Origin of the sequence: Pseudomonas sp. Ant30-3 (genome assembly GCF_000690905.1) — a bacterium.
Taxonomy (GTDB): Bacteria; Pseudomonadota; Gammaproteobacteria; order Pseudomonadales; family Pseudomonadaceae; genus Aquipseudomonas.
Map to the genome: position 1 here is coordinate 17,861 of NZ_JMCL01000031.1, position 22,281 is coordinate 40,141.

Below are 22,281 nucleotides of genomic sequence, written 5' to 3' on the forward strand. Positions count from 1 at the left end.
AGTGTTCAGACCCGCGCCGCCGTCACGGCGGCCGAGCCCCAAGTGGTTCTCCAGCGACGTTTCACACCGTGCAGACCGAACCAGGCAAGCACGCCGAGGCTGGCGAACAACCACAACGCCAGTTGATAACTGCCGGTGCTCTGCTTGATCGCGCCCATGCCTGCGGCCAGTGCGAAACCGCCGATGCCGCCGGCCATGCCGATCAGGCCGGTCATCACGCCGATCTCTCGACGAAAGCGCTGCGGGACCAACTGGAAAACCGCCCCGTTACCCGCACCCAAACCCAGCATGGTGCAGACGAAAAGGGCCAGTGCCGCGTAGGAACTCGGCAGGTTGAAACCGACGGCAGCAATGCAGATCGCCGCTACGGTGTACATCGCCAACAGGGTGCGGATGCCGCCGAAGCGGTCGGCCAACGCGCCGCCCAAGGGGCGCATCAGACTGCCGCCAAACACGCAGGCGGCGGTGTAGTAACCGGCGGTGACCGGGCTCAGCCCGTATTGATCGTTGAAGTAGCCGGGCAGGGCGCTGGCCAGGCCGATGAAACCGCCGAAAGTGACGCTGTAGAAAAACATGAACCACCAGCTGTCTCGGTCGCCCAAGGCTTTGAAATAGTCGGCGACTGACTTGGCTTTCGGCCGCTCGGGAGCGTTTTTGGCCAGCCAGGCGAAGACGATGAGCGTCACGATCAGCGGGATCAGCGCAAAGCCGAACACGTTGCTCCAGCCAAACGCGGCCGCCAGTACCGGGGCGATCAGCGCAGCAAGCACCGTCCCGGAATTGCCGGCACCGGCGATGCCCATGGCTTTGCCCTGATGCTGCGGCGGATACCATTGCGAGGCCAGCGGCAAGGCGACGGCGAAGGACGCACCAGCCATGCCGAGGAACAGCCCCAGCAGCAGCGCTTGTTCGTAGCTGTGAATGCCGTGCATCCAGGCGACGAACAGGGCGCAGATGACAATCACCTGGCCGATCAGCCCGGCGGTTTTCGGCGACAGGCGATCAGCGAGCATGCCCATGATGAAGCGCAGTATGGCGCCGGCCAGAATCGGCGTGGCGACCATCAGGCCGCGTTGTTGGGTGGTCAACTGCAAGTCGGCGGCGATCTGCACCGCCATCGGGCCCAGCAGATACCAGACCATGAAACTCAGGTCGAAATACAGAAAGGCCGCGAACAGGGTCGGGGTATGGCCGGATTTCCAGAAGCTTGAATTCATCGCGCACCTCAGCGGTTGGTCGTCTCGAAAAGAGTCATGAGCTTGCGAGTGGGGCGCCCGCACGGCCGCACCACCGACCCCGTGTCGCGGGGCCAAAACAAAAAAACGCCGCCACCCGATTCGCGGTGAGGCAAACCAGGTGAGCGACGTCTTTGTCGTGGGTGGGGCAACCGCCGTTGGTTACCTGTGGTGATTACATAGCGAGATTTGTGCCAACAGTCTGGAACCGAGTCGTGTCCTTCGCGAGCAAGCCCGCTCCCACATTTGAAATGCATTCCAAGGGTGGGAGCGGGCTTGCTCGCGAAAGGGCCGTTGCAGACGCCACAGGGCTTCAGCCCAGCAACTCGCTCATCGCAATAATTTGCTCCGCCACCTGAATCAGCTTCTGCTGGCGACTCATCGCCTGACGGCGCATCAGGGTGTAGGCCTCTTCTTCATTGCACGCTTTCATCTTCATCAGCATGCCCTTGGCCAGTTCGATGCGCTTGCGCTCGGCCAGTTGCTGGTCGCGGGCATGCAGTTGCGCACGCAAAGCCTGGTCGCTTTCGAAGCGTGCCATGGCGACGTCGAGAATCGGCTGTAAACGTTGTGCGTGAATACCCTCGACGATGTAGGCACTGACCCCGGCCTTGATCGCCTGGCGCATCACATTCGGGTCGTGCTCGTCGGTAAACATTACGATCGGCCGCGGTTGGTCGCGGGAAACCAACACCACTTGCTCCATCACGTCCCGGCTCGGTGACTCGGTATCGATCAGAATCACGTCCGGGCGCACCGTTTCGACGCGCGCGGGCAGGTCGATGGTCAGGCCGGACTCGTCGATCACCTCGAACCCGGCTTCCATCAGCGCCGCTTTCAGGCGCCCGACTTTTTTCGCAGTGTCGTTGATCAGCAGGATACGCAGCATGTTCGCAATCTCCTGTCAGCGGCGGGCGAGAAGGGCGGAGCTGTCGCTCAGGGCGTGCAGCTTGAAGCTCTGGGCATACGCGACGGGGTCGGAGCCGTCCCAGATTTTGCCGTCGATCAACTGGCTGCTGCGCATGTCCGCCACGTTGGCAGCAACCCCGACAGCGGTGGCGGCCTCCCGGTACAGGTCCAGTTGCTGCACGTGCCGGGCCACCGCGAGGTAGTCCGGATCGTCGCGCAACAATCCCCAGCGGCGGAACTGGGTCATGAACCACATGCCGTCCGACAGATAAGGCAGATTGACCTCGCCATTACCGTGGAAGCGCAGCGCGTGGGGGTCCTGCCAGCGATTGCCGAGACCGTCGTCATAATCGCCGAGCAGGCGTGGTTCGATGCAGTCGAGCGGTGCGTCGAGGAACTCCGGCGCGCTCAGCAACTGCGCAGTGCTGCGACGATTCTCGGTGCTTTGTTCGATAAAGCGGCTCGCTTCGAGAATCGCCATCACCAGCGCGCGCGCGGTGTTGGGGTATTGCTCGACAAAGGCGCGGGTGCATCCCAGCACCTTCTCTGGATGATCCGGCCAGAGGGTCTGCGTGGTCGCCATGGTGAACCCGAGGTTGTGTTGTACTGCGCTGGCAGACCAGGGCTCGCCAACGCAAAAGCCATCGATGCGCCCGGCCTGCAGGTGCGCGACCATTTGCGGCGGCGGCACCACCACGCTGGTGACATCGTGCAGTGGATGAATGCCCTGGCTCGCGAGCCAGTAATACAGCCACATGGCGTGGGTGCCGGTCGGGAAGGTCTGGGCGAAGGTCAGTTTTGGGCGAGTTTGGTGCACGTGTCGTTCCAGTGCTTCAGGACCGGTCACGCCCAGCGCTTGCAAGCCATGGGACAGATTGATGCTCTGGCCGTTCTGGTTCAGGCCCATCAACACGGCCATATCAGTGCAGGCCACGCCGCCGATGCCTAGGTGCACCGCGTAGATCAAACCGTACAGGCTGTGCGCGGCGTCGAGTTCGCCACTGACCAGTTTGTCGCGCAGGTTGGCCCAGGACGACTGACGCTTGAGATTCAAGCTCAGCCCATAGGGCTGAGCGAAGCCCTGGGTGGCTGCGACCACCAGCGAGGCGCAGTCGCTGAGGGCCATGAAGCCGAGGTTGATTTCGGTCTTTTCCGGGGCGTCGCTGCCGTTGACCCAGGCCAACGGGCCGGCTGTGGTTTGTTTCATGAGCAAACACCTTCCAAAAAAAACGCCGTCCCAGGCTCCCGCGAGAACCGAGCCTTGTGACGACGCCATTGTCTTTCGACTCATCCCGTCGTTGGCATGAGTGCTGATGCAGTGACTGGTGCAAGGCATATGCCAGTGCCGGTGGATTTAGCTGCGTGCCTCGCGCACGACGGTGATGCCCGGCTATAATCGCCGCCTCATTTCGCCGCACTCGAGACCACGCCGCCCATGTACTCCCTGGCCCGTCAGCTGTTGTTCAAACTTTCCCCGGAAACCTCCCACGATCTGTCCCTGGACTTGATTGGCGCGGGCGGGCGTTTGGGCCTCAACGGCATGCTCAGCAAGGCGCCAGCGAAAATGCCGGTGACCGTCATGGGCCTGGATTTTCCGAACCCGGTGGGGCTGGCGGCCGGTCTGGACAAGAACGGCGCGGCCATCGACGGTTTCGCGCAACTGGGTTTCGGTTTTGTCGAAATCGGCACCATCACTCCGCGTGCGCAGCCGGGTAATCCGAAACCACGGATTTTCCGTCTGCCGGAAGCCGAGGCGATCATCAACCGCATGGGCTTCAACAACCTTGGCGTCGATCACTTGCTGGCGCGGGTGGCAGCTGCAAAATACAAAGGTGTGCTGGGCATCAACATCGGCAAGAATTTCGATACGCCGGTCGAACGTGCTGTCGATGATTACCTGATCTGCCTGGACAAGGTTTACGCCCACGCCAGTTACGTCACGGTCAACGTCAGCTCGCCAAATACGCCGGGGCTGCGCAGCCTGCAGTTCGGCGATTCGCTCAAGCAACTGCTGGCCGACCTTGCTACCCGCCGCGCGGAACTGGCCTTGCGTCACGGCAGACATGTGCCGTTGGCCATCAAGATCGCCCCGGACATGATCGACGAGGAAACTGCGCAGGTCGCGCAGGCGCTGATCGAAACCGGAATGGACGCGGTGATCGCGACCAACACCACCCTGAGTCGCGTCGGCGTCGAAGGCATGGAGCACGGTGATGAGGCGGGCGGCCTTTCCGGTGCGCCGGTGCGCGAGAAGAGCACGCACACCGTTAAGGTGTTGGCGTCGGAGTTGGCCGGGCGCTTGCCGATCATTGCCGTGGGCGGCATTACCGAAGGCAGGCACGCCGCCGAGAAAATCGCCGCGGGTGCGAGCCTGGTGCAGATTTATTCCGGTTTCATCTACAAAGGCCCGGCGTTGATTCGTGAGTCCGTGGATGCGATAGCGGCACTGCGCTGATCTGTAGCAGCTGCCGAGCTTGCGAGGCTGCGTCCGGCTGCGAAGTAGTCGTAAGTTCTGCACCCACGGTTCATCAGATTGATCGCATTGGCTGGTTTCACGGCGGCGTCGCCGCCGGACGCAGCCTCGCGGTGCTCGACAGCTGCTACATGTGACCGCGTTTCCAAAGCATAAAAAAGGGCTCCTCGAAGGAGCCCTTGGGCCGAAGCCCGCCGCCCGGATGGGGCGTGCGTGGTAAGTCGTTACGTAATCAGATTGTCGTGTCGGAGTGTTAAGCCCTGTGTCAGCCGACGGCGTGAAGTTCGTTGAGTCTGTGGATTCCCGCAGTGCCGGTCATACCGTCCCAGTTGTCGCCGCGTCCTTCTCGCCAGCCGTTAATCCAGGCTTGACGTACCGACGGTAGAGTAAATGGGCAAAGCTCACGGGATTTGCCACCAACGCCATATTGATATCCGCGCAAAAATGCTCTTTCCAACGGATCACGCTTAAGTCTTCTCATAGGGTGTTGCCCTCACTTGTTGACTGTATTTATCGCGTTGACCTCGAATTGAGGTCTGGCAGAAAATCTCTGCCGTTGGGGCTCGCTGCCGGCGTCGCGAGCCAAGGTGTTGACGCCGTTGCGACGTCAACCTGTGTTGAGTTCTAACCAATGAGTCACACAGATGGAATGATCGTTTTGTCATAAGCACGTAACCATTAAGGTGCTATGGCCATAAGTAACATGATGTTCGGTGCAGGTTTATTGGCCAAACCCCGGTATGATCGGCCCCCACGGTAAATGACAGGTTCAAACCTTTAACGAGAATCGCTCGTGTTGCTGCGAGTATTATTCGACGAAGGGTCGCTTTATTAGATTTTGTTGCATCACGCTTTTTATCTGCCTGTGCATCTAAGCTCATTTGACCCGAGCAGCACGGGTGGGACGGCACACCTTCGTGCCACGCGGGCGCTCTTCAAGAAAAGCGCCTGATTGAAAACCGGGCCGGCAATGCGTTGCCGGTCCACTAGCCAAAGGCTCTGGAATCACCATGTCCGATCGTTTCGAACTCTTCCTCACTTGCCCAAAAGGCCTTGAAGGCCTGCTCATTGAGGAAGCCGTCGGGCTTGGCCTTGAAGAAGCGCGCGAGCACACCTCTGCCGTGCGCGGCATGGCCACCATGGAAACTGCCTATCGTCTGTGCCTGTGGTCGCGTCTGGCAAACCGGGTGCTGCTGGTGCTCAAGCGTTTCCCGATGAAGGACGCCGAGGACCTGTACCACGGCGTGCTCGACATCGAATGGCAAGACCACATGCTCAACGACGGCACCCTGGCCGTTGAGTTCAGCGGGCACGGCTCGGGCATCGACAACACGCACTTTGGCGCCTTGAAGGTCAAAGACGCGATCGTCGACAAACTGCGTACGCCGCAAGGCGATCGTCCTTCCATCGACAAACTCAACCCGGACCTGCGCATTCACCTGCGTCTGGACCGTGGCGAAGCCATTTTGTCTCTCGACCTTTCCGGCCACAGCCTGCACCAGCGCGGATATCGTCTGCAGCAGGGCGCTGCGCCGTTGAAGGAAAACCTCGCGGCCGCGATTCTGATTCGCTCGGGCTGGCCGCGCATTGCCGCCGACGGTGGCGCGCTGGCTGACCCGATGTGCGGTGTCGGCACGTTCCTGGTCGAAGCGGCGATGATCGCCGCCGACATGGCGCCGAACCTGCGTCGCGAGCAGTGGGGCTTTACCGCCTGGCTGGGCCACGTCCCGGCACTGTGGAAAAAGCTTCACGAAGAAGCCACCGAGCGTGCCGCTGCCGGTCTGGCCAGACCACCGCTGTGGATTCGTGGCTACGAAGCTGATCCGCGCCTGATTCAACCGGGCCGCAACAACGTCGAACGTGCCGGCCTGAGCGAGTGGATCAAGATCTACCAAGGCGAAGTCGGCACCTTTGAGCCGCGTCCGGACCAGAACCAGAAAGGCCTGGTCATCTGCAACCCGCCGTACGGCGAGCGTCTGGGCGATGAAGCGAGTTTGCTTTACCTCTACCAGAACCTGGGCGAACGTCTGCGTCAGGCCTGCCTTAACTGGGAAGCCGCCGTTTTCACCGGCGCGCCGGACCTGGGCAAGCGCATGGGCATCCGCAGTCACAAACAGTATTCGTTCTGGAACGGCGCGCTGCCGTGCAAACTGCTGCTGATCAAGGTTACGCCGGATCAGTTTGTCACCGGTGAGCGTCGCACCCCGGAACAGCGTCAGGTCGAGCGAGAGCAGGCCGAAGTCGAAGTCGCCGACAACGACGTGGCGCCGGGCAAATACGAGAAATACAACAAGAACGGCAACCCGATCAAACCGGCCCCGGTGGTGATCGAGCAACCGCGCTTGAGCGAAGGCGGGCAAATGTTTGCCAACCGTTTGCAGAAAAATCTCAAGGCGCTGGGCAAGTGGGTCAAGCGTGAAGGCATCGATTGCTATCGCATCTACGATGCCGACATGCCTGAATACTCGATGGCCATCGACCTGTACCACGATTGGGTCCACGTGCAGGAATACGCTGCGCCAAAATCCATTGATCCGGAAAAAGCCTCGGCGCGCATGTTCGATGCCTTGGCTGCGATTCCGCAAGCGTTGAACGTCGACAAGAGCCGCGTGGTGGTCAAGCGCCGCGAACGTCAAAGTGGCACCAAGCAATACGAGAGACAGGCCGCCCAGGGCAAATTTGTCGAGGTCAACGAAGGTGGCGTCAAGCTGCTGGTCAACCTCACCGATTACCTCGACACCGGCCTGTTCCTCGATCACCGGCCAATGCGCTTGCGGATTCAGAAGGAAGCAGAGGGCAAGCGCTTCCTCAATCTGTATAGCTACACCGCGACCGCCAGCGTGCATGCCGCCAAAGGTGGCGCGCGCAGCACCACCAGTGTCGACCTGTCGAAGACCTATCTGGACTGGGCGCGACGCAACCTGTCGCTGAACGGTTTCTCTGACAAGAACCGTCTGGAGCAGGGCGATGTGATGGTCTGGCTGGACGCCTGCCGTGATGAGTTCGACCTGATCTTCATCGATCCGCCGACGTTCTCCAACTCCAAGCGCATGGAAGGGATTTTCGACGTGCAGCGCGATCAGGTGCAATTGATCGACCTGGCCATGGCGCGTCTGGCGCCGGGTGGTGTGCTGTATTTCTCCAACAACTTCCGTAAGTTTGAGCTTGAGCCGAACCTGACCGAACGCTACGCCGTGGAAGAAATCACGGCCAAGACCATCGATCCGGATTTCGCCCGTAACGGCAAGATCCATCGGGCCTGGAAAATAATGGCACGTTAACACCACAATGAACTGCAGGAGCGGCCAGTGGACGCTCCTGCAGTTCATTTCTGTGCTGGTCAAATTAGTGGCTAATAGCTATAACTCAATCATGGCCAATGGGCTTTTCCGGCACCTGGCGTTATGAGTTGCCTCTATGTCGTTGCACGCCGTGCGCCCGAAGATTCTGGGTTTTATCAGTGAAGATGTTTCGGCCCTGCGGGTCGCGCTGCTGGTATTGCTGATCGGCGGGTTTTTCACCGGATTGCTGGCCTGGTCGACGCTGAATTTGTTTCACCAACAATTACGGCAACGTTTCCAACTGCTCGCCAATGAGCGTTACAGCCGTATCGAAGAACGTTTTGATGATCAGCAGCAGCGCCTCGATGGCCTGCGCCGATTTTTCATCAATTCCGTTAACGTCGACCGCGACGAATTCGACGGCTATACCCAGCCGCTGCTGCGCCGCACTCAGGCGTATTCCTTTGCATTGCGCGTCAGTAAGGCCGAGCGGCCCGTGCTGGAGCGGCGTATGCGCGAGGGAGGCTTGCCCGGCTTCAGCATTCGCGAGCTGGACGCCAACGGCCAACTGCAACTGGCCGGAGACCGCGATGAGTATGTCCCGGTGCTGTTCAGCCGAACTCAAAGCAAACTCGGTGCGCCGCTGGGCTACGACCTGCTCGCGCAACCTTTGCGCCGTGCCACGCTGGAACGGGCCGACCAGCATGGGCAGATGGCGGTGTCGCAGCCGATGCATCTGGTCAGCATCGAACCCGCTAATGCTCGCGGCGTGCTGCTGGTGGCGCCGGTCATCAATGCCGGCGAAAGCAAACCTTACGGTTATGTGATGGCCGTGATCAGCATGCGTCAGTTGCTTGCGGATGGGTTGCCTGAAGCCACGCGCGATTACCTCGCCGTGCGCATTCTGGACCTGTCCACCGATGATCAGCACGAAGTTCTCTATGAATCCGCGAACCGTGCGGCGCCCAGTGATCTGGCGGCGACCCGGCTGCTGCGCCTTGCCGATCATGATTACCAGGTGGACATCCAGCCCAGCGAGGCATTTTTAAAAGCCAATCATTCGTCGGTGACCAGCGTAGTGGTGCTGGGTGGTTTGCTCAGTCTGATGCTGAGTGCGTTGCTCTACGTGTTGGTGAGTCAGCGTCAGCGCGCGCTGAAACTGGTTGCCCTGCGCACCGAGGAACTGCACGCCCGCGAGCAGGAGTTGCGCGGCACTCACGGGCAACTGCGCGGGGTGCTGGATGCAGCGACCCAAGTGGCAATCATTGCCACTGATCTACGCGGTGTGATCAGCACGTTCAATGCCGGCGCGGAACAGATGCTCGGTTACACGAGTGCGGAGGTGGTCGGGCACATGACCCTGGAAAGCCTGCACTTTCCTCGCGAACTGACGGCACGCTCGGCCGAGCTGAGCGCGCGCTACGGCAAGCCGGTTCCGACCTGCCAGGCGATGCTGGTCGAGGGCGGCGAGGAGGGCGGCCATGAAGCGCGGGAATGGACGCTGTTGCGCCACGACGGCAGCCACTTGACGGTCAACATGCTGGCGACGCCGCTGCTCGACGAGCAAGGTTTGTGGGTCGGCCACCTGGCCATCTGCATCGACATCACCGAACGCAAGCGTGTACACGAAGCGCTGGCGGCCCGGGACTCGTTGCTGAAGAAGCTCAGCGCACATGTTCCTGGCGGGATCTATCAATTCAAAATGGAGTTCGACGGGCGATTCAGTGTGATCTACGCCAGCGACGGCATCCGCGAGATCTACGAGCTGGAGCCCGACGTGCTGCTGCTCAACGCCGAAGCGATTTTCACCCGCATCCATCCTCAAGACTCCACCCGGGTTCGCGCCTCGATTCGCGGTTCGGCGGAAACGCTCAGCCCGTGGCGCGAGGAATACCGCGTGCAGCTGCCGCAGCGCGGCGTGCGCTGGGTTCGCGGCGAGGCGACGCCCGAAGAGCTGCCCGGTGGCGGCGTACTCTGGCACGGTTATATTTCGGACATTTCCGATTTGAAGCGAGTGGAAGAGGAGTTGCGGGCACTGTCGATCACTGATTCGCTGACCGGCATTCACAACCGCCGCTACTTTCAAGAGCGCCTGACTACGGAAATGGCCCGGGTCGAGCGGGGCGGTGGTCAGCTCTCGGTGATCATGCTCGACATCGACCACTTCAAGCGCATCAACGATCTACACGGCCATGCGGTGGGCGACAAAGTGCTGCAGACCGTTTGCGCCCGGATCGGCCATCGCCTGCGTCGCACTGATGTGTTCTGTCGTCTGGGCGGCGAAGAGTTCATGGTGCTCTGCCCGGACATCGACGGCGAGCATGCCCGCATATTGGCACTGGAGTTGTGGCAAGGCTTGCGCAGCACACCCATCGACGATGTCGGGATCGTCACCGCGAGTTTCGGGATCGCCAGCTGGCGCCTCGGAGAAGGCGCCGACGCCTTGCTGCTGCGCGCGGATTCGGGGGTTTATGCGGCGAAACAGGCAGGTCGGGATCGGGTTGAGGGTGAGGTGCAATGAAACCAGCCTATGCGCAGGTCCTGAGCAAGCTTGCTCGCGATTGCGATTTGTCAGTCACACATTGGCTGAATGTGGCGGCGTCATCGCGAGCAAGCTTGCTCCTACCTTTTGGGATCGGTGTTCGTTACAGCACCGAAGCGGTTTCCGGCAATTTCGGCTGGCGATACAGGTCGAGCAGGACCTGATCCAGTACCGACGAAGCACCAAACGGGGCTTTGTCGTTGAGGATGGCCACGACCGCCCAGGTATTGCCATTGATGTCGCGGCTGTAACCGGCAATCGCCCGTACAGTGTTCAAGGTGCCGGTCTTGACGTGAGCTTCGCCGGCCATCGCCGTACGTTTCAGACGCTTGCGCATGGTGCCGTCGGTGCCGGCAATCGGCATCGAGCTGATGAATTCGGCCGAATAAGGACTCTTCCATGCTGCCTGCAGCATGCCAGCCATTTCACGCGCGCTCACACGCTCGGCGCGGGACAGGCCGGAGCCGTTTTCCATCACCAAATGGGGTGCGGTGATGCCTTTCTTCGCCAGCCACTGACGCACTACGCGCTGCGCTGCCTTGGCATCGTCGCCATCCGCGTCGGTGCGGAAGCGCTGGCCGAGGCTCAGGAACAACTGCTGCGCCATGGTGTTGTTGCTGTATTTGTTGATGTCGCGAATGATTTCCGCCAGGTCCGGCGAATAAGCTCGCGCGAGTACTTTGGCACCGCTTGGCACCGTCGCCAGTCGATCACGCCCCTGAATGCTGCCGCCCAGTTCTTTCCAGATGGCGCGCACGGCGCCGGCGGTGTAGGTCGCGTGATCAAGCAGCGACAGGTAAGTCTGTGAGCTGCAGCCATCGCCCAGCTGACCGCCGACGGTCACGGTGACGCTGCCGTCGGGCTGGTTGACCGGGTTGTAACGCACGCCACCGGTGCACTGCTTGGAATTGACGGCCTTGACCTGGTTTTCGATGCGAACGGTGGCGATCGGCGGCTCGACTGAAATCAGCACCCGGCCGTTGTCATTTCGCGCGACAAAGCGCAGTGCCTTGAGGTTGACCAGCAACGAATCGGGTTTGACCAGGAACGGTTTGTTGTCGTTATTGCCGTCGTCATTGAAGTCCGGCAGTTGCGGTTGCACGAAGAAGTTGCGGTCGAGCACCAGATCGCCGGTGATTTGCGTTACGCCGTTGGCACGCAGATCGCGCATCAGCAGCCAGAGTTTTTCCATGTTCAGCTTCGGATCACCGCCACCCTTGAGGTACAGGTTGCCGTTGAGGATGCCGCCGCTGAGGGTGCCATCGGTGTAGAACTCGGTTTTCCACTGATGGTTCGGGCCGAGCATTTCCAGCGCGGCGTACGTGGTCACCAGTTTCATGGTCGAGGCCGGATTGACCGAAACGTCAGCGTTGAAGATGGTCGGCGTGCCAGGGCCGTTGAGCGGGATCATCACTAGCGACAGGGCGTTGGTTTGCAGTTTGCTGGCCTTGAGCGCCTTTTCGATGTTGGGCGTCAGACCGGTATTGATAGGGGCGGCGGAAACGGTGAAGGCCAGCGGGAGAAGAAAACCGGCCAGTAACAGTGGACGCAAAGATTTGATCATGTGAAATAAAACCCTACAGCCGAGGGGGAAAAAGACGAGGGCATGCTGAAAAATTCCCTCAGTGGTCATGAAAGTGTCGGCATTATGCCCCAAGGTGTGTCGGCTTGTGCCGTGCCCCGGTCTTCTAATCCGCTATTTTTTTACCGACGGTCGCCAGCGCCACCCAGAGAGTCGGGCAATTGGCCGCTTAAACTGCTAAAGTGCCGCCCGTTATTACTTATGAGGATTGTTCCAATGGCGACTAACCGTTCCCAGCGTCTGCGCAAAAAACTGTGCGTCGATGAATTTCAAGAGCTGGGTTTCGAGCTGAACCTGGATTTCAAAGAAGATTTGGCTGATGAAGCCATTGATGCTTTCCTCGACGCGTTCCTGAAAGAAGCCATGGAAGCCAACGGTCTGGGTTATGTCGGCGGCGACGACTTCGGTCTGGTTTGCCTGCAGAAGCGCGGCTCGGTGTCCGAAGAGCAGCGTGCTGCTGTTGAAGCCTGGCTCAAAGGCCGCAGCGAACTGACCGAAGCGACGGTCAGCCCGCTGATCGACGTCTGGTACCCGGAAAAGCCGATCAATCCGGGAGCTTGATGTTGTGAAAAGAACGGCGACCTAGGGTCGCCGTTTTTTTATGCCTGAAGATCAACAGATCGCAGCCTCGTTGCACTCGACAGCTCCTACAGTTGGAATACGCTTACCCTGTAGGAGCTGTCGAGTGCAACGAGGCTGCGATCTTTTCAGACCTTGCGCCAATTCAGAATCACCAGCGTCAACACCCCCGCGACAATCCCCCAGAACGCCGAACCGATGGAGAACAGCGTCAGCCCTGACGCCGTGACCATAAAGGTGATCAACGCCGCTTCCCGTTCCTTCGCTTCGGTCATGGCAATGCTCAAGCCATTGATGATCGAGCCGAACAAGGCCAGCGCCGCGATCGACAGCACCAGTTCTTTCGGCAACGCGGCGAACAAGGCTGCCAGCGTCGCACCGAACACCCCGGCGATGCCGTAGAAAATCCCGCACCAGACCGCCGCCGTGTAGCGTTTATTGCGATCTTCATGGGCATGCGGCCCCGTGCAGATGGCCGCGCTGATCGCCGCCAGGTTGATCCCGTGGGAACCGAATGGCGCCAACAGCAAAGAGGCGATACCGGTGGTGGTGATCAGCGGTGAGGCTGGCACGTTGTAACCATCCGCGCGCAGAACGGCGACGCCCGGCATGTTCTGCGAGGTCATCGCGACCACAAACAGCGGGATGCCGATGCTGATCGTTGCGGCCAGGGAGAAGTGCGGCGTGGTCCAGACCGGCGTCGCCAGTTCCAGATGGAAGTTGCTGAAATCCAGCAGACCCATGAATCCCGACAGCGCGGTGCCGATCAGCAGCGCAGCGAGCACGGCGTAGCGGGGCGACAACCGCTTGATCAGCAGGTAAGTGAAAAACATGCCCAGCACCAGCGCCGTGCGATGCTGCGCGGCGACGAAGATCTCACTGCCGATCTTGAACAGAATCCCTGCCAGCAACGCGGCCGCCAGCGATGCGGGAATCTTTTTCACCAGCCGCTCGAAGCTGCCGGTCAGGCCGCAAATTGTTACCAGTACCGCGCAGGTGATGTAGGCGCCAATCGCTTCGCCATAACTGACGCCGCCCAGGCTGGTGATCAGCAGCGCCGCGCCGGGCGTCGACCAGGCAATGGTGATCGGCGTGCGATAGCGCAGCGACAGGCCGATCGAACACACCGCCATGCCAATCGAAATCGCCCAGATCCACGAAGAAATCTGCCCGCTGCTCAGCCCCGCCGCCTGGCCGGCCTGAAACATCAACACCAGAGAACTGGTGTAGCCGGTCATCATCGCGATAAAGCCGGCGACGATGGCTGACGGTGAAGTGTCGGCGAGAGGACGAAGCTGTGTGCGCGTAGCGTCGTTCATGACGGCGGTGTTTCCTTGTTTTGATAAAGAGGGTGACTCGATCGACAATCTTGTGGGAGCAAGGCTTGCCCGCGAAGGCGTCTGCGAAATCGCCATCGCGGGCAAGCCTTGCTCCCACAGTCCCTGCGCAAAGCGGCGGATTCTGTGGTTAAGCCTAAACTCAAATGTGATGACCCGTCGCAATACAGCCGAAGCCGCAAACAGCCGTACAGTCGTGTTGCCACCATTCATTGTGTACAATCGGCGTGTTTTTTACGCGATACTTGCCAGCGACCCACTGTGCCGTATTACAGTCACGGTCTATTCGCCGCAGTTCTCCCGACTCGAGTGCCCATGAACGAACAGTTGCAACCCCTCAAGAAACAACCGCGGGCAGGCAAAGCCGGCCGCAGCGGCACCCAGGACGATATTGTCTATGCGCATATCTTCGAGGCCATCCTCGAACAGCGCCTGGCGCCCGGCACAAAGTTGAGCGAAGAAGCGTTGGGGGAAATTTTCGGGGTCAGTCGCACTATCATTCGCCGCGCACTCTCGCGTCTGGCCCATGAAGGCGTCGTACTGCTGCGTCCGAACCGCGGCGCCGTGGTTGCCAGCCCGAGCGTCGAAGAGGCTCGTCAGGTGTTTCTGGCACGGCGTCTGGTGGAGCGGGCCATCACTGAACTGGCCGTGCAGCATGCCACGGCCGAGCAGATCGCCGAATTGCGGCAGATGGTCAACGACGAGCGCGACAGCTTCTCCCGTGGTGATCGTGGCGCGGGTATCCGTCTCTCCGGTGAATTCCATCTGAAGCTGGCCGAAGCGGCAAGGAATGCCCCGCTGATCAGTTTTCAGCGCAGCCTGGTGTCGCAAACGTCCCTGATCATCGCCCAGTACGAAAGCGGCAATCGCTCGCACTGTTCCTATGACGAGCACACCCAGTTGATCGACGCGATCGAAGCGCGCAACGCTACGCTGGCGGTCGATCTGATGATGCATCACATGAACCACATCGACAGCAAACTCAACCTCGACGAAGAAAGCGCGTCGGATGATTTACATGCGGTGTTCTCGCATTTGTTGCAGACCAAAAAGCCTGGGCGTTCGAGCGCCAAAATCTAACACCGCCCCCTGTAGGAGCGAGCCTGCTCGCGATGGTCGTTAACGATTACGCGAGAAGCCTGACACCCCGTGGCGCCCTCAGGTGTATCGCGAGCAGGCTCGCTCCCACAGAGGATCAAAAAAATCCCCCGGTATCTGACGATCGCGGGGGATTTTTTTTGCCCGAAGAAATCTTACCGCTGATGCACCTGATTCCCGGCCGCATACGTCTGCAGCACCGTCCGGTCATCGCCCAGCGTCATCAACACGAACAACGTTTCGGCAATGTTGGTGGACTGTTTCAGGCGATAGCTCAGCAACGGGGTCGCGTTGTAATCCAGCACCACAAAGTCGGCATCGGTGCCCGGCTGCAGCGTGCCGATCTTGTCTTCCAGACGCAGTGCCCGCGCGCCACCGAGCGTTGCCAGGTACAGCGACTTGAACGGGCTCAACCGCGCGCCCTGCAACTGCATCACTTTGTATGCTTCGTTCAGGGTCTGCAGCAGCGAGAAACTGGTGCCGCCGCCGACGTCGGTGCCCAGGCCCACGTTGACTTTATGCTTCTCGGCCATCGGCAGATTGAACAGGCCGCTGCCGAGGAACAGGTTGGAGGTCGGGCAGAAGGCGATCGCCGAACCGGTTTCCGCCAGCCGCGCGCATTCGTCGTCGCACAGGTGCACGCCGTGGGCGAATACCGAGCGTTCACCCAGCAGCTGGAAGTGATCGTAAACGTCGAGATAACCCTTACGCTCCGGGAACAGCTCCTTGACCCACTCGACTTCCTTGAGGTTTTCACTGATGTGGGTCTGCATGTACAGATCCGGGTATTCGCCGAGCAACTGACCGGCGAGGGTCAATTGTTCCGGGGTGCTGGTCGGTGCAAAGCGTGGAGTGACCGCGTAGTGCAGGCGACCCTTGCCGTGCCAGCGCTCGATCAGCGCCTTGCTGTCGACGTAGCTCGATTCCGCGGTGTCGACCAGATAGTCCGGCGCATTGCGATCCATCATCACTTTGCCGGCGATCATTCGCAGGTCCAGCTGCTCGGCGACTTCGAAGAACGAGTTCACTGATTGCGGATGAACACTGCCAAACACCAGTGCGGTGGTGGTGCCGTTGCGCAGCAGTTCCTTGACGAAAATGTCCGCGACTTCATCGGCATGGGCCTTGTCGGCGAACTGACTTTCGCACGGGAAGGTGTAAGTGTTGAGCCAGTCCAGCAGCTGTTCGCCATACGAGCCGACCATGCCGGTTTGCGGGAAGTGGATGTGCGTATCGATGAAGCCGGGAGTAATCAGGGCGTCTTGATAGTGCGTGATCTCGATATCCGCCGGCAGCGTCGGCAGCAGCTCGCTGGCGTGGCCGACGGCACTGATCTGACCGTTGTCGACCACCAGCAAGCCGTCTTCGAAATATTCATAAGACGCCTCGATACCGACTTCGGCGGGGTCGGCGATGCTGTGCAGAATGGCGGCGCGATAAGCTTTGCGAGTCAAAGGCATTGTCGTTCTCAATTCGTGGCAGTTAGTTCGAAGCCTGGCTGCGCCGGGACGCAGGCAGCAATTTGGCAATCGATGATCCGGCACTGGCAGTGTGCTGGCCGAAATCGGCGTTATAAGTGGCGATGATTTCGCCAGCGATGGAGACGGCGATTTCCACAGGCAGCTTGCCTTTGACTTCGCCGATGCCCATCGGGCAGCGCATGCGTTGCAGCACGCTGCTGTCAAAACCGCGATCACGCAGACGATGTTCGAACTTCATCCGTTTGGTCTTCGAGCCGATCAGGCCGAAGTAGGCGAAGTCGTTGCGCTTGAGGATCGCGGCGGTGAGTTCCAGGTCGAGCTGATGATTGTGCGTCATGACGATGCAATAGCTGCCAGCGGGCAAATCATCAATTTCATCCACCGGTTCTTCGCTGACGATTTTGCGCACGCCGTGGGGGATGTGTTCGGGGAATTCGGCATCCCGCGAGTCGATCCAGCGCACGCGGCAAGGCAGGCTGGCGAGCAACGGCACCAGTGCGCGCCCGACATGGCCGGCGCCGAATACGGCGATCTGCGCCTGCACCTGACCCATCGGTTCAAACAGTAAAACGGTCACGCCGCCGCAGCACTGGCCGAGGCTGGCGCCGAGGCTGAAGCGCTCAAGATGCGTGTCCTGTTTACCGCTGGCGAGCATCTCGCGGCCGATCTGCATGGCTTTGAACTCCAGGTGCCCGCCACCGATGGTGTCGAAGCTCTGGTTAGCGCTGATGACCATTTTCGAACCGGCATTGCGCGGCGTCGAGCCGAGCTCTTCGATGATGGTCACCAACACGCACGGTTCGCCGCGATTTTGCAGGTTAGCGAGGGCGTCGATCCAGTTGTACATGTTTCACCTCGACATCTGTGTTGTCTGTTCGAGCCTCTTCGCGAGCAAGCCAGCTCTTACAAAGTTTGCGTCGCCCGCATAAACGCGAATCACCGCCTATCTGTAGGAGCCGGCTTGCTGGCAATCCAGCCGCCTCGGTCCCTAGAGCGAAGCCAGCTCAACTTCAGCCTCAACAGCCTTCGCCACCTTTAACTGGCGCATCTGCTCACAGCCCCATAACACCCGCTCCGGCGTCGCCGGCGCGTCGATTTTCGGTTGATGTTTGTAATCGCCCAGGCTCGCCACGGCGTCCTTGATCGCGCACCACGCGGCGATGCCGAGCATGAACGGCGGCTCGCCGACGGCCTTGGAATGGAACACCGTGTCTTCCGGGTTCTTGCGGTTTTCGACCAGCTTCACGCGCAGGTCCAGCGGCATGTCCGCCACGGCCGGGACTTTGTAGCTGGCCGGGCCATTGGTCATCAGCTTGCCCTTGTTGTTCCAGACCAGCTCTTCCATGGTCAGCCAGCCCGCGCCCTGAATGTAGCCACCCTCGACCTGGCCGATGTCGATGGCCGGGTTCAGCGAGTCACCGACGTCATGCAGAATGTCGGTGCGCAGCATCTTGTATTCGCCGGTCAGGGTGTCGACGATGACCTCGGCGCACGCGGCACCAAATGCGTAGTAATAAAACGGCCGGCCGCGCGCCTGGCTGCGGTCGTAGAAAATTTTCGGGGTCTTGTAAAAGCCGGTACTCGACAGCGACACCTGGGCGAAATACGCCTGCTGGATCAACGCTTCGAAGGTCAGGATGTGATCGCGCACACGCACATGACCGTTGTGGAACTCCACGTCCTCTTCGCTGACTTTGTATTGCCGCGCAGCAAATTCGACCAGGCGTTTCTTGATGATTTCTGCCGCATTCTGCGCCGCTTTCCCGTTCAGGTCGGCACCGCTGGAAGCTGCCGTCGGCGAAGTATTTGGCACCTTGTCAGTGTTTGTCGCGGTGATCTGCACGCGGTCCATTTCTACCTGGAACACTTCGGCCACAACCTGCGCGACCTTGGTGTTCAACCCTTGGCCCATTTCGGTGCCGCCGTGGTTCAGGTGGATGCTGCCGTCGGTGTAGACGTGGATCAGCGCGCCGGCCTGATTGAGAAAACTCGCGGTAAAGGAAATACCGAATTTGACCGGCGTCAGCGCCAGGCCTTTTTTCAGGATCGGGCTGTTGGCGTTATAGCGACGAATCGCTTCGCGGCGCTCGGCGTACTGGCTGCTTTCTTCCAGCTCGGCGGTCATTTCCTCGAGCATGTTGTGCTCGACGGTCTGGTAGTAATGGGTGACGTTGCGTTCGGTTTTACCGTAGTAGTTGGCCTTGCGCACGGCCAGCGGATCGAGTGCCAGGTGACGGGCAATCGAGTCCATCACTTCTTCGATCGCGACCATCCCTTGCGGGCCGCCGAAACCACGGTAGGCGGTGTTCGACGCGGTGTTGGTCTTGCAGCGGTGACCGTTGATGGTCGCATCGCCCAGGTAATACGAGTTGTCGGCATGGAACATCGCCCGGTCCACGATCGACGCGGAGAGGTCCGGCGAGCAGCCGCAGTTGCCAGCCAGCTCCAGCGCGATGCCGTGCAGACGCCCGGTGCTGTCGAAGCCGACATCGTACTCAACGTAAAACGGGTGACGCTTGCCGGTCATCAACATGTCTTCGACGCGCGGCAGGCGCATCTTGGTCGGCTGGCCGGTGAGGTGCGCGATCACCGCGCACAGGCACGCCGGGCTCGCGGCCTGGGTTTCCTTGCCACCAAAACCACCGCCCATGCGGCGCATGTCGACGACGATCTTGTTCATCGACACGTCAAGCACTTCGGCGACTAGCTTCTGCACCTCGGTTGGGTTTTGCGTCGAGCAGTAGACGATCATCCCGCCATCTTCGGTCGGCATCACCGAAGAGATCTGGGTTTCGAGGTAGAAGTGTTCCTGGCCGCCAATGTGCAGCGTGCCCTGAATACGGTGCTCGGCGGTCGCCAGCGCGCCGGCCGAATCGCCGCGCTGATGCGTGTGGCTGTCGAGCACGAAGTGACGTTTGCGCAGGGCTTCGACCACGTCCAGCACCGGCTCCAGATCTTCGTATTCGATGATCGCCGCCATCGCTGCTTTGCGTGCGGTTTCCAGGTCTTTGGCGGCCACCGCGAGTACCGGTTGACCAACAAATTGCACATCGTCTATCGCCAGCAACGGATCGCCTGGAAGCAGCGGCCCGATGTCTTTCAGGCCAGGCACGTCTTCGTGGGTAATGGCAATGCGCACACCTTCGAAGGCATAGCAGGGCTTGGTGTCGATGCTGATGATTTTCGCGTGGGCGCGGTCCGACAGGCGAGCGTACACGTGCAGCTGGTTGGGAAATTCCAGGCGGTCGTCGATGTACTGCGCTTCACCGGACACATGCTTGGCGGCGCTGTCGTGCTTGACGCTACGGCCGACGCCGCTGGTCAAATCCTTGGCGAACAGTTCAGCCAGTTCAGCCTGAGTCTTCTCTACAGCGTGATGATTAGACATAAGCGGTCACCCGAGTCTCGATGTGCGGTGTTTGCAGTTCGATGAAGTATTTACGCAGCAGATTCTGCGCGCCCAGCAGGCGATATTCCTTGCTGGCGCGGAAGTCCGAGAGCGGCGTGAAATCTTCGGCGAGGGCGGCGCAGGCGCGTTCGATAGTGGCGCTGTTGAAGGGCGCACCGATCAGAACGGCTTCGCAATTGGCCGCGCGTTTCGGGATCGCAGCCATGCCGCCAAAAGCCACGCGGGCGTCGGCAATCACGCCAGTGTCGACACGCAGATTGAAGGCGGCGCAGACCGCGGAAATATCATCGTCAAGACGCTTGGAAACCTTGTAGGCGCGGAACAGTTGTTCGGCACTGGCACGCGGCACGATGATCTTTTCGATGAACTCGCTTTCCTGCCGAGCGGTAACGCGGTAATCGATGAAGTAATCTTCCAGCGCCAGGGTGCGGCGGGTTTCGCCTTTGCACAGAACGATCTGCGCACCCAGCGCGATCAGCAGCGGCGGTGAATCACCGATCGGCGAGGCGTTGCCGATGTTGCCGCCCAAGGTGCCCTGGTTGCGGATCTGCAACGAGGCAAAGCGCTGCAGCAATTCGCCGAAGTCCGGGTACTCGTTCTTCAAGGCTTCGTAGCAGTCGGAGAGGGCGGTCGCGGCGCCGATTTCCAGGCGATCGGCGAAGCGTTCGATGCGCTTCATTTCGGCCACGTTGCCGACGTAGATCATCACCGGCAAGGTGCGGTGAAACTGGGTGACTTCCAGCGCCAGGTCGGTGCCGCCGGCCAGCAAACGTGCTTGCGGGTAAGCGTCGTAGAGGTCGGCCAGGTCGGCCACGGTCAGCGGCACCAGGCAACGCTTGTCGCCACTGTTGAGTTCGCCGATGTCGGTGGGGGCGATGGCTTTCAGGCGCACGATGGTGTCCGCTTCGCGGGCATCGAACTGATCGGGCTGCTTGGCGCAGCAGGATTGCTCGGCCGCTTCCAGAATCGGTCGGTAGCCGGTGCAGCGGCAGAGGTTGCCGGCGAGGGCTTCGTGGGCTTTGTGGGAATCCGGCTGCTCACTGTTCTTCTGCAACGCAAACAGCGACATGACGAAGCCCGGGGTGCAGAAACCGCATTGCGAACCGTGGCACTCGACCATGGCTTTTTGCACGCTGTGCAGTTCGCCCTGGTGCTTGAGGTCTTCGACGCTGATCAGTTGTTTGCCGTGCAACGACGAGACGAACGTCAGGCACGAGTTGAGGCTGCGATAGCGAATATGTTCGCGGCCATTGTCATCCGTCTGCAGTTCGCCGACGACCACGGTGCACGCGCCGCAGTCACCGCTGGCGCAGCCTTCTTTAGTGCCGGGTTTGCCCACATGTTCGCGCAGATAATTGAGCACGGTCAGGTTTGGGTCCAGGGCGTGCTCGCTACGGAGTTCCTGGTTAAGTAAAAACTGGATCACGGAAGGCCTCGCAGACTCATTATTGTTGTTAACCGACGTGGACCGAATTTATCAGGTCTGACTTTGTGGTCAATGATTTTCTGACTTAAAGGTCAGGAAAGCTCATTTTGTCGATCAACAACGTGTTACTTCATTATTGACCCTCACGGGATACCCTGCTTTTTTTGCGGGAATCATGCCAAAACCGCCGAGTGGGCACTCCGCCACGACCCTTCACTTGCGCTACACTGCGCCGCTTGTGAAGACCAAAGAGTTTGAAGGGACAACCATGACGTTCAAGGCGCCGGACAGCCTCGCCGAGCAAATCGCCCACCACCTCGCCGAGCGCATCATTCGTGGCGAAATGAAGCCCGGTGAGCGCATTCAGGAACAGAAGGTCACGCTGGCACTCAACGTCAGCCGCGGATCGGTCCGCGAAGCCTTGCTGATCCTCGAACGCCGCCACTTGATCGCGATTCTGCCGCGCCGTGGCGCCCACGTGACCGAACTCACCGTGCACAAGGTGCAGAGCCTGTGCACGCTGATGAGCGAGTTGTACATTCTGCTCGGCAACGCCGTCGCCAAAGGCTGGCAGGTTCAGGCCGACATGGCGCCGTTCGTGCAGATTCAGCAGCGTCTGGCGGCCAGTTGCGAGCGTCAGGACATCCGCACTTTTGTCGACGACAGCTTCAGCGTGATGCGCGCGGCTTACCCGTTCGCCAACAATCCATACTTGCAGGAAACTGTCGAGAATCTCCAACCGGCCATGAGCCGCGCGTATTTCCTTGCCCTCGACCAGCGCAAGGCGTCGATGAGCGAATTCCTCGAGCTGTTCGAACGCTTGCTCGCGGCCGTGCTCGCTCGCGACTTTCCACTGATCCGCGAAGTGCTGACGGCCTATGCCCAGCGCAGCAGCGATCTGGTGGTTTCCGCCCTGGCGGACGCTTAAG

16 protein-coding genes and 1 pseudogene are annotated in these 22,281 nt (G+C 60.3%); 7 read left to right on the forward strand and 10 right to left on the reverse strand.

Annotated features, from left to right (window positions below; translation table 11 throughout):
• Positions 1-5: 5 nt before the first annotated feature.
• From DU29_RS0108690 to DU29_RS0108700, 3 genes are all read right to left on the reverse strand, one after another.
• Positions 6-1,217 carry a nitrate/nitrite transporter gene (locus DU29_RS0108690; protein ID WP_028621388.1) on the reverse strand — a complete coding sequence of 404 codons (1,212 nt, stop codon included), beginning with the start codon at positions 1,215-1,217 and terminating at the stop codon, positions 6-8.
• A 331-nt stretch (positions 1,218-1,548) separates the two neighbouring features.
• Positions 1,549-2,124, reverse strand: coding sequence for an ANTAR domain-containing response regulator (locus tag DU29_RS0108695; RefSeq protein ID WP_028621389.1), 576 nt, complete (start codon positions 2,122-2,124; stop codon positions 1,549-1,551).
• A 15-nt stretch (positions 2,125-2,139) separates the two neighbouring features.
• Entirely contained in the window at positions 2,140-3,351 is a 1,212-nt protein-coding gene (locus DU29_RS0108700; protein ID WP_028621390.1) for a CmpA/NrtA family ABC transporter substrate-binding protein, read from the reverse strand.
• A 228-nt stretch (positions 3,352-3,579) separates the two neighbouring features.
• On the opposite strand from DU29_RS0108700, the gene DU29_RS0108705 reads away from it, so the two are divergent.
• Complete coding sequence (locus DU29_RS0108705) at positions 3,580-4,599, forward strand: quinone-dependent dihydroorotate dehydrogenase (RefSeq protein ID WP_028621391.1); 1,020 nt, start codon at positions 3,580-3,582, stop codon at positions 4,597-4,599.
• A gap of 283 nt (positions 4,600-4,882) precedes the next feature.
• Here DU29_RS0108705 and rmf read toward each other — a convergent pair whose 3' ends face one another.
• The gene (rmf, locus tag DU29_RS1000000131275; protein ID WP_003223300.1) at positions 4,883-5,098 is read right to left on the reverse strand and encodes a ribosome modulation factor; all 216 of its coding nucleotides are present in this window, start codon (positions 5,096-5,098) and stop codon (positions 4,883-4,885) included.
• Positions 5,099-5,627: 529 nt separating this feature from the next.
• Here rmf and rlmKL point away from each other — a divergent pair.
• Positions 5,628-7,898 carry a bifunctional 23S rRNA (guanine(2069)-N(7))-methyltransferase RlmK/23S rRNA (guanine(2445)-N(2))-methyltransferase RlmL gene (rlmKL, locus tag DU29_RS0108710; protein WP_028621392.1) on the forward strand — a complete coding sequence of 757 codons (2,271 nt, stop codon included), beginning with the start codon at positions 5,628-5,630 and terminating at the stop codon, positions 7,896-7,898.
• 136 nt (positions 7,899-8,034) lie between these two features.
• Entirely contained in the window at positions 8,035-10,419 is a 2,385-nt protein-coding gene (locus DU29_RS0108715) for a sensor domain-containing diguanylate cyclase (protein ID WP_028621393.1), read from the forward strand.
• Positions 10,420-10,543: 124 nt separating this feature from the next.
• On the opposite strand, the gene dacB is transcribed toward DU29_RS0108715, so the two are convergent.
• Positions 10,544-12,004: a D-alanyl-D-alanine carboxypeptidase/D-alanyl-D-alanine endopeptidase gene (gene dacB / locus DU29_RS0108720; RefSeq protein WP_028621394.1), complete on the reverse strand. Its 1,461-nt coding sequence runs from the start codon at positions 12,002-12,004 to the stop codon at positions 10,544-10,546.
• Between the two features lie 234 nt (positions 12,005-12,238).
• Between dacB and DU29_RS0108725 the strand changes: the two genes are divergently transcribed.
• Positions 12,239-12,583, forward strand: a complete 345-nt coding sequence (locus DU29_RS0108725; protein WP_028621395.1) for a YggL family protein — start codon at positions 12,239-12,241, stop codon at positions 12,581-12,583.
• A 146-nt stretch (positions 12,584-12,729) separates the two neighbouring features.
• Here the strand turns inward: DU29_RS0108725 and DU29_RS0108730 are convergent, their stop codons facing one another.
• The gene (locus DU29_RS0108730) at positions 12,730-13,920 is read right to left on the reverse strand and encodes a benzoate/H(+) symporter BenE family transporter (RefSeq protein WP_028621396.1); all 1,191 of its coding nucleotides are present in this window, start codon (positions 13,918-13,920) and stop codon (positions 12,730-12,732) included.
• Positions 13,921-14,253: 333 nt separating this feature from the next.
• Between DU29_RS0108730 and DU29_RS0108735 the strand changes: the two genes are divergently transcribed.
• Positions 14,254-15,018 (forward strand): GntR family transcriptional regulator, encoded by a 765-nt coding sequence (locus DU29_RS0108735; RefSeq protein WP_028621397.1) that lies wholly within the window; start codon positions 14,254-14,256, stop codon positions 15,016-15,018.
• A gap of 32 nt (positions 15,019-15,050) precedes the next feature.
• Positions 15,051-15,128 (forward strand): annotated as a pseudogene (locus DU29_RS1000000133200) (outer membrane lipoprotein carrier protein LolA); the annotation flags it as partial.
• Positions 15,129-15,191: 63 nt separating this feature from the next.
• On the opposite strand, the gene guaD reads toward DU29_RS1000000133200, so the two are convergent.
• The 4 genes from guaD to xdhA form a co-directional block, all read right to left on the reverse strand.
• Positions 15,192-16,496 carry a guanine deaminase gene (guaD, locus tag DU29_RS0108740; RefSeq protein WP_028621398.1) on the reverse strand — a complete coding sequence of 435 codons (1,305 nt, stop codon included), beginning with the start codon at positions 16,494-16,496 and terminating at the stop codon, positions 15,192-15,194.
• Positions 16,497-16,518: 22 nt separating this feature from the next.
• A complete protein-coding gene (xdhC, locus tag DU29_RS0108745; protein ID WP_028621399.1) occupies positions 16,519-17,364 on the reverse strand; it encodes a xanthine dehydrogenase accessory protein XdhC in 846 nt (281 codons plus the stop codon).
• A 141-nt stretch (positions 17,365-17,505) separates the two neighbouring features.
• Positions 17,506-19,905 (reverse strand): xanthine dehydrogenase molybdopterin binding subunit, encoded by a 2,400-nt coding sequence (xdhB, locus tag DU29_RS0108750; protein ID WP_028621400.1) that lies wholly within the window; start codon positions 19,903-19,905, stop codon positions 17,506-17,508.
• Positions 19,898-21,352, reverse strand: a complete 1,455-nt coding sequence (xdhA, locus tag DU29_RS0108755) for a xanthine dehydrogenase small subunit (RefSeq protein ID WP_028621401.1) — start codon at positions 21,350-21,352, stop codon at positions 19,898-19,900. The genes xdhB and xdhA overlap by 8 nt, the downstream gene beginning before the upstream one ends.
• 268 nt (positions 21,353-21,620) lie before the next feature.
• Here xdhA and DU29_RS0108760 point away from each other — a divergent pair, with 268 nt between their 5' ends.
• Complete coding sequence (locus DU29_RS0108760; protein WP_028621402.1) at positions 21,621-22,280, forward strand: GntR family transcriptional regulator; 660 nt, start codon at positions 21,621-21,623, stop codon at positions 22,278-22,280.
• The last annotated feature ends 1 nt before the right edge of the window (position 22,281 follow it).